Origin of the sequence: Streptomyces sp. NPDC059454 (assembly GCF_042749965.1) — a bacterium.
Taxonomy (GTDB): domain Bacteria; phylum Actinomycetota; class Actinomycetes; order Streptomycetales; family Streptomycetaceae; genus Streptomyces.
In genome coordinates this window covers 1-10,845 of the sequence record NZ_JBHYVC010000107.1, presented here as the reverse complement: position 1 = coordinate 10,845, position 10,845 = coordinate 1, and the positions used below count along the sequence as shown (strand labels likewise).

Sequence of the window (10,845 nt, the reverse complement as noted above, 5' to 3'; positions counted from 1 at the left end):
TAATTGTTGGGCTGTTTCTGTTGTTTTTATGAAACATCTACATCTGGGGCGGTTTGGGTTTGGCGTTTTTACACGCGGGGGTGGTGTTGGGGGGGGCCACGGGGTGGCTCATGGGGCCCGCCCCCGGCGCGCGGGGGGGGGGCGGCGTCCGGTCAGTCGCGGGTGCCGTCCCGGCCGGCCACGTGACTGAAGACTCCTGCCCCGACGGGCACCACCCGCACCCGTACGGCGTGGACGGGATCGGTGCGCAGGCAGACACGCAGCCCGTCCCCGGCGGGCGAGGCCCGCAACTCCCTCAGACCTCCCTCCGCCACGGCGAGGGCCTTCCACGCCGCCTCCTTGGCGGAGAACAACTCCGTCACCGACCAGTCCGCGAGCAGCGTCTCCTCGTCCGCGCGCAGCACCAGGCGGGCCGCTTCGCGGGCCAGGGGCCGCAGCTCCAGGTCACAGCCGAGGGGCAGGTCCCCGCCGGGACGGCACGCCACGGCGACGGCGATCCCCGCACTGTGCGAGATCGACGCGGCCCGTCCCGGCGGGAACACCGGCAGGCGCCCCGACCGGGGGATCTCACCGCAGTCCAGCCCCACCGCACGCAGGGCCCGCCGGGCGGCCCGCCGACCGGCCAGGAACTCCAGTCGCCGCCGCACCGGCATCGCCGCCGCGGCGGCGGCCTCGGCCGGCCCGGCGGGTTGCGGACACGGTTCCCAGACGTCCGCGACACCCAGCCCGAGTCCAACGGAGTCCAGGAGCGAAGGCAGCGCGGCCAGGTCACCGCTCACCAGCGCCACCGGCTCTCCACCGCGCCGGCCCGCCCACGGACGCTCCGCGCCGACCCGGGCCGTCCCCGCGGGCCTGCCGCCCTCCCGGGGTGCTGAAACGGGCTCCGTACCGGCCCGGGTCGGCCACGGCGTCTTCGTCGTGGCCGACCCGGGGTGCGTCGGGCGCCCGGTCATCGCCGTCCGCCGTCGCACGCGCTCACACGCGCAGCAGCTTCTTGACGATCTTCCCGGCGGGATTGCGCGGCACCTGCTCGATGAACTCCACCCGCCGCGGCCGCTTGTACGGCGCGAGCAGGCCCGCGGCATGCGCGAGCAACTCCGTCGCGGCCGGCTCCGCACCCGCCTCCAGGGCGACGTACGCCAGCGGCACCTCGCCGTAGTCCTCGTCGGGCATGCCGACGACCGCCGCGTCCCGGACCGCCGGGTGGGTCATCAGGGCGCGTTCGATCTCCGAGGGGTACACGTTCTGGCCCGCGCGGATGATCACGTCCTTGGTGCGGTCCACCAGGCTGATGCGGCCCTCGTCGTCCATGAAGCCGAGGTCGCCCGTCCCGATCCAGCCGTCGCGGGTGATCTCGTCGGTGGCCTCGGGGTCGTTCCAGTAGCCCTGCATGACGCCCGGCCCGCGCACCACGATCTCGCCGATCTCGCCGGGCGGCAGTTCCCGGCCGGTCCCGTCCACGGCGCGGGCGGACATGCCCGGCACGACCCGCCCGCAGGGGATGCGGGCGGTGACGTCCCCGGGCGCGGGGTGCTCGTCGGGACCGAGTGTGACGAACGGGCCGCCCACCTCCGTCATGCCGTACACCTGCCGGAAGCCGCACCCGAGCCGTTCGACCGCGTCGGCGTAGACGTCGAGCGGCATGGGGGCGGCTCCGTACAGGACCTCCCGCAAGGAGGACAGGTCGGTGCGCCGGGACGCCTTCGCCCGAAGCATGAAGCGCAGCATCTGCGGCACCAGCCACATGTGCGTGGCGCGGTGCCGCTCCACCGCGGACAGCGCCCGCTGCGGGGTGAATCCGGGCATCAGCACGACGGTCGCGCCGGCCGCCAGGTAGGTGAGGGACACGACCATGCTGCCGTGGTACAGCGGGCAGCAGTTGACCATGACGATGTCGTCGGCGGGGCGGGCCATCACCAGCCAGCCGAGGGCGATCGCGCGGAACGACGCGCTGTCGACCGTCACCCCCTTGGCCTGCCCGGTGGTCGCCGACGTGTGCAGCACGGCGATCGGGTCCGTGTCGGCGACGTCCGGCAGCTCCCGCTCGGCGGCCAGTGTGCCCAGCGTCGCGAAGGCGGGTTTGTCGAAGGCCACCCGGACGCGCACCGAAGCGGGCAAGCCGGTGTGCCGGTCCAGCAGTTCGGACTCGCCGAGCACGGCCACCGCGCCGACGCGCTCGACGATCCCGGCGACCTCGGGCTCGGCCAGACTGTGGTTCAGCGGCACGAACAGCGCGCCGAGCCGGGCCAGCGCGAAGTAGCTCTCCAGAACCTCGATGCGGTCCTTGGAGAGCACGGCGACCCGGTCACCCCGCTCGATGCCCGACTCGGCAAGTCCACGTGCCAGTTGCAGGGTACGGTCATGCAGTTCGGCCCAGGTGACGCTGCGTTCCTCGTCCACCAGCGCGGTCCGGCCGGGCCGGCACTGGCGGTTGCGCTCCAGCAGTTGCGTCAGCCACATCACGCACCGCCGCTCGCGCCGGCGACCGTGCGCTCGGCCAGGAAACGCTCGTAGTCGCCGATCGTGTGCAGCTCCTCCATGTCCTCGGCGGTGATCTCGACGCCGAGCCGCTGTTCGACCAGGAGCACGAGGCGCACCAGGTCCCCGGAGTCGATGCCGCTGGCGGCCAGGTCGGCGTCGTCGCCGATCCGGTCGGCGTACTCGGTCGTGCCGGTGAGTTCGACCAGCAACTCCCTGATGGTGCTCATGGTTTCCCCTTTCGCCTCGGCGTGCCGGCCGCCGCGGTCTACGACTGTCACCCCCTCAAGAGGCGACGGTTCCCGGCCTCACTCCCCGGGCCGTCCCGTGAGCTTTGTCACGCGCCCGAACCTCGCGCGGCGGGGATAGCCGGGCCACGTGCCCGGCCTCTTACCGCAACGAAGCAACCCGTTCCGCCCGGCGCCCCGCGCGGGCGGTTCCTCAGCCGAAGGAGTGATGCGCGTGCCCAGGCAGCCGGTACGGGTTTGGGCCCCGGGACGGTGCCCGCAGCACGGCACCGCCGAGACGGTCACCGGACGCACGGGCGGTGCCCGGTGACCGCGTCGACCACCACCGTGGACGAGGACGAACTGCTCGCCCGCTTCGACGCGCTCATCGCCGGCGGCGAGACGATCGAACCGCGCGACTGGATGCCCGACGGCTACCGCCGCATGCTGGTCCGCCAGATCGCCCAGCACGCCCACTCCGAGATCATCGGCATGCAGCCGGAGGGGGCCTGGCTCACCCGCGCCCCGTCCCTGGACCGCAAGTCGGTCCTGCTCGCCAAGGTCCAGGACGAGGCGGGCCACGGCCTGTACCTGTACTCCGCCGCCGAGACGCTCGGCGTGGACCGCGCCGACCTGCTGGACGCCCTGCACCACGGCCGGCAGCGCGCCTCGGCCACCTTCAACCACCCCGCGCTGACCTGGGCGGACACCGGGGCCATCGCCTGGCTGACGGACGGCGCCGCCGTCATCAACCAGGCACCCTTGTGCCGCACCTCCTACGGGCCCTACGCCCGGGCGATGCGCCGCGTCTGCCAGGAGGAGGCCTTCCACGTGCGGCAGGGCTACGACCTGATGCGCACCCTGTGCGAGGGAACCTTGGAGCAGAAGGAGATGGCGCAGGACGCGGTGAACCGCTGGTGGCTGCCGGCGGTGGTGCTGATGTTCGGACCACCCGACACCGAGGCGGGCGGCGCCGACGCGCGGACGGCCGCGTTGGGCGCCGCGGTCTCCCGCCGCGCGATGGCCTGGGGCATCAAACGCCACACCAACGACGAGCTGCGACAGCGTTTCGTCGACACCTGCGTCCCGCAGGCCGAGCGCCTCGGCCTGACGCTGCCCGACCCGGCGATCCGCTGGAACGAGGAGCGCGGTCACTACGACTTCACGCCCGTCGACTGGGACACCTACCGCAAGACCCTGGGCGACGACACCCACTGGGCGCGACAGCGCATCGCGCACCGCCTGGCCGCGCACGAGGACGGCGCCTGGGTCAGGGAGGCCGCCGCCGCGTACGCCGCGAGGACGGACGAGCCGCGGGGAGCGGCCGCATGAGTGCCGCGCGGGAGGGCGCGCCGGCGTCGTGGGAGGTGTTCCTGCGGGCCCGCAGGGGTCTGGCCCACCAGCACGTGGGGTCGGTGCGCGCCGCCGGCCCGGACGCGGCCCTGGCCGCCGCCCGCGACCTGTACACGCGCCGGGGCGAACCCCTGTCACTGTGGGTGGTCCGCTCCGACGCCGTGCACACGGCCTCCCCGGACGAGCGCGACCCGTACTTCGCGGGAGCCCGCCACAAGCCGTACCGCTACCCCGAGCACTACGCGCCGTTGACCGAGAAAGGCCCCGAAGGTGAGCACCACGAGTGACATCGAGGCGGTGCGTCCCGGCACCCTGCCGGGCGGAGCGCCGTCCGCCGCCGATCCCGACCTCGCCCGGCACCTGACGCGCCTCGGCGACGACGCCCTCGTCCTCGGCCAGCGGCTGTGCCAGTGGATCACCCGTGCGCCGACCGTCGACGAGGACCTGGCCCTGTCCAACATCGCCCTCGACCTGATCGGCCACGCCCGCGCTCTGCTCACCCGTGCCGGCCACCTCGACGGAACCGGCCGCACCGAGGACGACCTCGCCTACGCCCGCTCGGAGCGTGAGTTCACCAACGCCCTGCTTGCCGAACTCCCCAACGGGGACTTCGCCGTGACCGTGGTCCGGCAACTCGCCTACACCCACTACGCCGTCCTCCACTACGAGGCCCTCGCGCACTGCGCCGATCCCGAACTCGCCGCGTTCGGGGTCCGGGCCGCCAAGGAGGTCGCGTTCCACCGGCTGCACGCCGACCGCTGGACGGTGACGCTGGGGCGCGGGACCGCCGAGAGCGCGCGCCGCATGCGGCACGCCCTGGAGCGGGTGTGGCCCTACACCGGCGAACTCTTCGAGGAGGACGACGTGCTGCGCCGCCTGGCCGCGTCCGGCACCGTGCCCTCTCCGGCGCCCCTGCGCGAGACGTGGCTCGGGCGGGTCACCGAGGTCGTCACCGAGGCGGGACTCGCCGTGCCCACCCCCACCTGGTCGGCCACCGGCGGCCGTGCGGGCCTGCACACCGAGGAGTTCGGGCCGCTGATCGCCGAACTGCAGTCCGTGCGGCGGCAGTTCCCCGGAGGTATCTGGTGAGCGGGCCCGCACCGGTCACGGCACGCCTCTCCGCCGAGGAGGTGCGCGAGCGGGTGGCCGCGCTGCCGGACCCGGAACTGCCGGTGATCGGCCTCGGCGATCTCGGCGTGGTGGGCTCCGTCGCCCCCGGCGCCGACGGCGTGCTGGAGGTGGAGATCACGCCCACCTACCTGGGCTGCCCCGCGCTGCCCGAGATCACCGCGGCGGTGCGGGAGGCCCTGACCGCCTGTGGCCACCCCGCGGGCCGCGTCCGGCACGTCCTCTCGCCCCCCTGGACGACGGACCGCATCACCCCCGAAGGGCGGCGCGCACTCGCCGCACACGGCATCGCCCCGCCCGTGACCCCGGCGCCCGGCAGCCCGGTACCCGTCGCACTGGGTGCGGTGCCCTGCCCGCACTGCGGATCCCGGGCCACCCGGCCGCACAGCGCCTTCGGGCCGTCCCGCTGTCAGTCGGTGCTGTGGTGCACGGCGTGCCGCGAGCCCTTCCCCCACCTGACCGCGCTGTGAGGCCGACCGTGAACACCACCCCGCCCGCCCTCCTCGACGAGGCACCGGCCGGTCCGCCCCGCCGCGCCGGCCGGCACCCGCTCGACGTCACCGAGGTCCGTCGTCTGAGCGCCGACACGGTCGCCGTCACCCTGCACGTGCCCACCGCACTGCGCGACGTCTTCGCCCACCACCCGGGCCAGCACGTCGTCGTCCGGCACCACCGGGCCGGCACCGAACTGCGCCGCAGTTACTCGATCTGTCCGCCACCGCACTCGCCCCGGGCGCTCCGCCTGGTGATCAAACGGTCCGGTCCCGGCGGTTTCGGTGAGCACGCCACCACCCGGCTCGCCCCGGGAGAGCGCCTGGACGTCTCGCCGCCCACCGGCACCTTCGCGCTGCCGCAGGTGCCGGGCGCCCACCACGTCCTCCTCGCGGGCGGCACCGGCATCACCCCGCTGGCCCCGATGGCCACCGAGGCGCTGCGCCGGGACCCCGCCTGCCGCGTCAGCCTCGTCCACTCGGTCCGCACCTGCGCCGACGCCGTACTGGCCGATGAACTGGCCGAACTGAAGGACGAGTTCCTCGACCGTCTCACCGTCCTGTACGTACTGACCCGGGAGGACCGGGGGAGCGGCCTGTCCGCACGGCGGCTGGACGCGCCCGGAGTGGGCCGGCTGCTGGCGGCCGTGGACGCCCGGCCGGGCCCGGACACCACGTTCACCCTGTGTGGACCGCCCGGTCTCGTCACCACCACCCGGCACGTCCTGGCCGGCCTGGGAGCCGATCCCTCACTCGTCCGCTGGGAGCTGTTCACCGCCGACGGCACCCCGCCACGGCCGCCGGAACCGGCCGGGCAGGCCCCGAGGGCGGGGGAGTACCGGATCACCGCCCTGCTCGACGGGCGCCGTCGTGCCGCCACCGTGCTGCCACACGATGCGGTCCTGCTCGACGCGCTGCTGCGCAGTCACCCCGACGTGCCGTACGCCTGCCGTGAGGGCGTGTGCGGCAGCTGCCGCGCGAAGGTCCTGTCCGGAGAGGTGACGGCGGACGGCCAGTACGCCCTGGACGAACGGGACCGCGCCGCCGGCTACACCCTCGTCTGCCGCGCCAGGCCCCGCACCCCCGAGATCACCCTCGACTTCGACGCCTGACGCGCACGCCGGGACCACGTCCGACTTCGACACCTGATCCCCACGCCACGCCACCCCTCAGCGAAGGAGACCCACGATGACCGCCACCACCCGCCACGCGGGGAAGACCGCCCTGGTCACCGGAGGCAGCCGGGGCATCGGCAGAGCCATCAGCCACCGCCTCGCCCGCGAGGGCGCCCTCGTCGCGGTCCACTACGGCCACGACCTCACGGCCGCCGAGAGGACCGTCAAGGAGATCCAGGCCGACGGCGGACGCGCCTTCCCCGTCCACGCCGAACTCGGCGTCCCCGGCGACGCCGACACCCTGTGGTCCGCCTTCGACGAGGCCCTGGCGGAACAGGAGGCACCCGCGGGCCTGGACATCCTCGTCAACAACGCGGGCATCACCGTCCCCCGCCCGATCGCCCAGGTGACCGAGGCCGACTACGACCGCGTCTTCGCGATCAACACCAAGGCGCCGTTCTTCATCGTCCAGCGCGGACTGGACCGCCTGCGGGACGGCGGCAGGATCGTCAACATCTCCTCCGTCGCGACCCGCGTCGCCTTCCCGCCGATCGTCTCCTACACCATGTCCAAGGCCGCCCTCGACTACCTCACCCTCTCCCTGGCCCAGGAGCTGGGCCCCCGGGGCATCACCGTCAACGCCGTCGCGCCCGGTTACACCGAGACGGAGATCAACCCCACCCTCGCCGTCCCGGAGATCCGGCGCCGCTACGCCGAGGCCTCGGCGTTCGGCCGGCTCGGCGACCCGGTGGACATCGCCGACGTCGTCTCCTTCGTCGCCGGCGACGACGCCCGCTGGGTGACCGGACAGTGGATCGACGCCTCCGGTGGCGCCCACCTCGGTGTGTGACCCGTACGCCCCCTGGGAGATGTGATGAACGACCGCACGACCACCCTCGACGGGCCGGCCGTCGACGACACCCTGACCCGCCCCTTCGAAGGGGCCAGCCCCTATGACACGTACGTGCACGCGTCCGTCCTGAACACGCTGCAGCAACCGCTCACCGAGGCCCCGGACGAGATGGGGTTCCTCGTCACCACCCAGGTGATGGAACTGTGGTTCACCCTGATCGTGCACGAGTGGCGCACGGCCAAGGTGGCCTTCGTCAAGGACGACCTGCCCGCGGCCACGGACGCGCTGGTGCGCAGCCGCCGCGCGCTGACCGCCCTGGGCGGCGCCTGGGCGCCCATCGCGGCCCTGACCCCCGCCCGGTTCAACGGTTTCCGCGCCGCGTTCGGCCGGGCGTCGGGCTTCCAGTCGGCGATGTACCGGCACATGGAGTTCCTCCTCGGCGACAAGTCCGCCGGACTGCTGCGCGCCCACCGCGGCGACCGGGCCGTCCACGAGGCGCTCGCCGAGACCTACCGCGAACCGTCCCTGTACGACGAGGTGCTGGCCTACCTCCACCGCCAGGGCCTGCCCGTCCCGCGCCACGTCCGCGAACGGGACGTGACCAGCCCTTACGAGGGCGACCCCGGCGTGGTGGAGACCTGGCGGCACGTCTACGCCGGACCGCAGCACCATCCGCACCTCGCCCTGGGCGAACTGCTCACCGACATCGCCGAACTCGTCACCCGCTGGCGGTCCGACCACGTCCTGGTGGTCCGCCGTGCCATGGGAACCAGACCGGGCAGCGCCGGATCCGCCGGCCTGGCCTGGCTGGAACAGCGCGCGGCCCGGCCGGTCTTCCCCGAACTGTGGGAGGTGCGCGGTGACGTCTAGGACGATCTCCGCCTTCGCGGCCGAGGAGGAGCAGCGGGTCCTGAGCCTGAAGCCGGTCCTGGCACCGGTGCACGGCCGCTACGGCGACCACCCCCACCAGTCCTACGACGCCTGGCCGTCCGAGGACCCCGGCGCCCCGCTGGTGATCCTGCTGCACGGCGGTTACTGGCGCTACGACCGGATGCACCTGACCCCGTTCGCGGCGTGGCTCTCCACACAGGGGTTCCACGTGCTGCTCCCCGGCTTCCGCCGGTCCGGCGGCGCGGGCGGCCACCCCGAGACCTTCGACGACGTCGCCCGCATCGTCGACACACTGCCCGAAGGGCGGCCCTACGTCCTGGCGGGCCACTGCTCCGGCGGGCACCTGGCCCTGTGGTGCGCCGCCCGGGGCCTGCTGCCGCCCGGCTCCCGCTGGCACACCCGCACCCTGCCGACGAGCGTGCTCGCCCTCGCGCCGATCACCGACCTCACCGCCACCCGCCGCGACCGCCTCAGCAACGACGCCGCCCTGCAACTCCTCGGCGGCGAGGAGCACTTCACCGCGCGCCTGCCCGAGGTCGACCCCCTCACCCTGCTGCGCGACGCCGGCACCACCGGCGTCCCCACCGTGCTGCTGCACGGCGCCGCCGACGAGGAGGTCCCGCTCACCCAGTTCAGCGACTACGCGGCCGTGCACCGGGACCTCAGGACGGTCGTCCTGCCCGGCACCGGCCACTACACCCTCATCGAACCCGGAGCACCCGGTGCCCGCACGGTCGCCGACACCCTCCGGGACATGGCGGCCGCCTTCACCCCGGCGGACGCCGGCCGCGCGGGCGAGGAGGCCGCACGCCGATGACGACCGCACTCCCGGCAGCCGCCGCCCTGCACGAGCAGGCCGCGCGGCTCGACGCCGACGACCCCTTGGCCGGCCTCCGTGCGCGCTTCCTGCTCCCGCCGGACGTCGTGTACCTCGACGGCAACTCCCTGGGTCCGCTGCCCGCCGCCGTGCCGGCGGCCCTGGACGACGTGGTGCGGCGCCAGTGGGCCACCGGACTCATCGGCTCCTGGAACGCGGCCGGCTGGTGGGAGGCACCGCAGCGCGTGGGCGACACCATCGGCACACTCATCGGGGCCGCGCCGGGGCAGACGATCGCGGGCGACTCCACCAGCGTGCAGCTGTTCACCGCGCTCGACGCCGCCGCCGCACTCCGCCCGGACCGCCCGCTGCTGGTCACCGACCCCGGGCACTTCCCGACCGACCGCTACCTCGCCGTCGCGGTCGCCCGCCGTCGCGGCCTGGAGGTACGGCACGTGCCCCCGGCGGACCTCCCGCGCTTCCTCGCCGCCGAGGGCGAGCGGGTCGCCGTCGTCAGCTACTCGCCCGTCGACTTCCGCACCGGCGAGCTGCACGACATGCGGGCGTCGACGCGGGCGGCCCACGACGCCGGGGCCCTCGCCCTGTGGGACCTGTGCCACGCCGCGGGCGCCCTGCCCCTGGACGTCGACGCCCTGGGCGTGGACCTGGCGGTCGGCTGCGGCTACAAGTTCCTCTCCGGCGGCCCCGGCGCCCCCGCCTTCCTCTACGTGGCCCGACGCCACCACACCGCGCTGGAGACGCCGTTGCCGGGCTGGACCGGCCACGCCGATCCCTTCGCCCTCACCCCCGCCTACGAGCCCGCGCCCGGTATCGCCCGCGCCCGCATCGGCACCCCGCCGATCCTGTCCCTGCTCGCTCTCGAAGCGGCTCTCACCGCCTTCGACGGCGTCGACCTGGCCCAGGTCCGCGCCAAGAGCCTGTCCCTGACGGGCTTCTTCCTGCGCTGCGCGGACGCACTCCTGGCTCCTCTGGGCTTCACCTCCGTCACCCCCGCCGACCCCGGCCGCCGCGGCAGCCAGGTCACCCTCCGGCACCCGCACGCCCGGGGACTGGTCGCCGCTCTCGCCGAGCGCGGCGTCATCGCCGACATGCGCGCCCCCGACCTGCTGCGCTTCGGCGTCAACGCCCTCTGCACCAGCCACGGCGACCTGCTCACCGCCGCGCTCCGCCTGCGGGAACTGACCCGGGACGCCGCCTACGCCCCCGCACCGCCGTCGACGGGGCCGGTGACCTGAGCGCGACGGCCCGCCCGTCAGGGGCGGAACACCTCGGCCACCCCCTGCCGCGCGGCCGGCTGCCGCCAGGTGATCCGTCCCGCTGCGCACTGTGCCGTGTCCGTGCCTACGGGCCACACGCCGATGTCCGTCCCGACCTGATGGCCGGCGCGGGCCGGGGGGGACCCGCCCCCGCCCGGACCCCCCCGGCCCCCCCGCACCCCCCCCATACCGGTGGCCGGCGCCGCCGACCGGAG

General features: G+C 74.3%; 12 protein-coding genes. 9 read left to right on the top strand and 3 right to left on the bottom strand.

Annotated elements, in window-relative coordinates; translation table 11 throughout:
- Positions 1-152: 152 nt before the first annotated feature.
- The 3 genes from ACFXAE_RS35490 to ACFXAE_RS35480 all read right to left on the bottom strand — a co-directional run bounded on the left by ACFXAE_RS35490 (position 153) and on the right by ACFXAE_RS35480 (position 2,708).
- A complete protein-coding gene (locus ACFXAE_RS35490; RefSeq protein WP_384723609.1) occupies positions 153-788 on the bottom strand; it encodes an enterobactin synthetase in 636 nt (211 codons plus the stop codon).
- A gap of 187 nt (positions 789-975) precedes the next feature.
- Positions 976-2,460, bottom strand: a complete 1,485-nt coding sequence (locus tag ACFXAE_RS35485; RefSeq protein ID WP_384723606.1) for a class I adenylate-forming enzyme family protein — start codon at positions 2,458-2,460, stop codon at positions 976-978.
- Positions 2,460-2,708, bottom strand: coding sequence for an acyl carrier protein (locus ACFXAE_RS35480; protein WP_384723603.1), 249 nt, complete (start codon positions 2,706-2,708; stop codon positions 2,460-2,462). Before ACFXAE_RS35480 ends, ACFXAE_RS35485 begins: the two co-directional genes overlap by 1 nt.
- Before the next feature lie 324 nt (positions 2,709-3,032).
- Here ACFXAE_RS35480 and paaA point away from each other — a divergent pair, with 324 nt between their 5' ends.
- The 9 genes from paaA (at position 3,033) to ACFXAE_RS35435 (ending at position 10,609) form a co-directional block, all read left to right on the top strand.
- A complete protein-coding gene (gene paaA, locus ACFXAE_RS35475; protein WP_384723599.1) occupies positions 3,033-4,037 on the top strand; it encodes a 1,2-phenylacetyl-CoA epoxidase subunit PaaA in 1,005 nt (334 codons plus the stop codon).
- On the top strand, positions 4,034-4,345 hold the full coding sequence (gene paaB / locus ACFXAE_RS35470) for a 1,2-phenylacetyl-CoA epoxidase subunit PaaB (RefSeq protein ID WP_085572033.1): 312 nt from the start codon (positions 4,034-4,036) through the stop codon (positions 4,343-4,345). The genes paaA and paaB overlap by 4 nt, the downstream gene beginning before the upstream one ends.
- A 10-nt stretch (positions 4,346-4,355) precedes the next feature.
- Positions 4,356-5,147, top strand: coding sequence for a 1,2-phenylacetyl-CoA epoxidase subunit PaaC (gene paaC, locus ACFXAE_RS35465; protein ID WP_384723612.1), 792 nt, complete (start codon positions 4,356-4,358; stop codon positions 5,145-5,147).
- Positions 5,144-5,656, top strand: coding sequence for a 1,2-phenylacetyl-CoA epoxidase subunit PaaD (gene paaD, locus ACFXAE_RS35460; RefSeq protein WP_384723594.1), 513 nt, complete (start codon positions 5,144-5,146; stop codon positions 5,654-5,656). The genes paaC and paaD overlap by 4 nt, the downstream gene beginning before the upstream one ends.
- Positions 5,657-5,664: 8 nt before the next feature.
- A complete protein-coding gene (locus tag ACFXAE_RS35455) occupies positions 5,665-6,789 on the top strand; it encodes a 2Fe-2S iron-sulfur cluster-binding protein (protein WP_384723591.1) in 1,125 nt (374 codons plus the stop codon).
- A 76-nt stretch (positions 6,790-6,865) separates the two neighbouring features.
- The gene (locus tag ACFXAE_RS35450) at positions 6,866-7,642 is read left to right on the top strand and encodes an SDR family oxidoreductase (protein WP_384723589.1); all 777 of its coding nucleotides are present in this window, start codon (positions 6,866-6,868) and stop codon (positions 7,640-7,642) included.
- 24 nt (positions 7,643-7,666) lie between these two features.
- Positions 7,667-8,515 carry a tryptophan 2,3-dioxygenase gene (locus ACFXAE_RS35445; protein ID WP_384723586.1) on the top strand — a complete coding sequence of 283 codons (849 nt, stop codon included), beginning with the start codon at positions 7,667-7,669 and terminating at the stop codon, positions 8,513-8,515.
- Positions 8,505-9,353, top strand: a complete 849-nt coding sequence (locus tag ACFXAE_RS35440; protein ID WP_384723583.1) for an alpha/beta hydrolase family protein — start codon at positions 8,505-8,507, stop codon at positions 9,351-9,353. Before ACFXAE_RS35445 ends, ACFXAE_RS35440 begins: the two co-directional genes overlap by 11 nt.
- Positions 9,350-10,609, top strand: coding sequence for a kynureninase (locus tag ACFXAE_RS35435; RefSeq protein ID WP_384723580.1), 1,260 nt, complete (start codon positions 9,350-9,352; stop codon positions 10,607-10,609). The genes ACFXAE_RS35440 and ACFXAE_RS35435 overlap by 4 nt, the downstream gene beginning before the upstream one ends.
- Positions 10,610-10,845 lie beyond the last annotated feature (236 nt).

What these genes read in the sequence shown, in the direction of transcription:
- ACFXAE_RS35485 (WP_384723606.1), bottom strand. Translation starts at nt 2,460, where the DNA reads ATGTGGCTGACGCAACTGCTGGAGCGCAACCGCCAGTGCCGGCCCGGC.
- paaB (WP_085572033.1), top strand. Translation starts at nt 4,034, where the DNA reads ATGAGTGCCGCGCGGGAGGGCGCGCCGGCGTCGTGGGAGGTGTTCCTG.
- ACFXAE_RS35450 (WP_384723589.1), top strand. Translation starts at nt 6,866, where the DNA reads ATGACCGCCACCACCCGCCACGCGGGGAAGACCGCCCTGGTCACCGGA.
- ACFXAE_RS35480 (WP_384723603.1), bottom strand. Translation starts at nt 2,708, where the DNA reads ATGAGCACCATCAGGGAGTTGCTGGTCGAACTCACCGGCACGACCGAG.
- ACFXAE_RS35445 (WP_384723586.1), top strand. Translation starts at nt 7,667, where the DNA reads ATGAACGACCGCACGACCACCCTCGACGGGCCGGCCGTCGACGACACC.
- ACFXAE_RS35435 (WP_384723580.1), top strand. Translation starts at nt 9,350, where the DNA reads ATGACGACCGCACTCCCGGCAGCCGCCGCCCTGCACGAGCAGGCCGCG.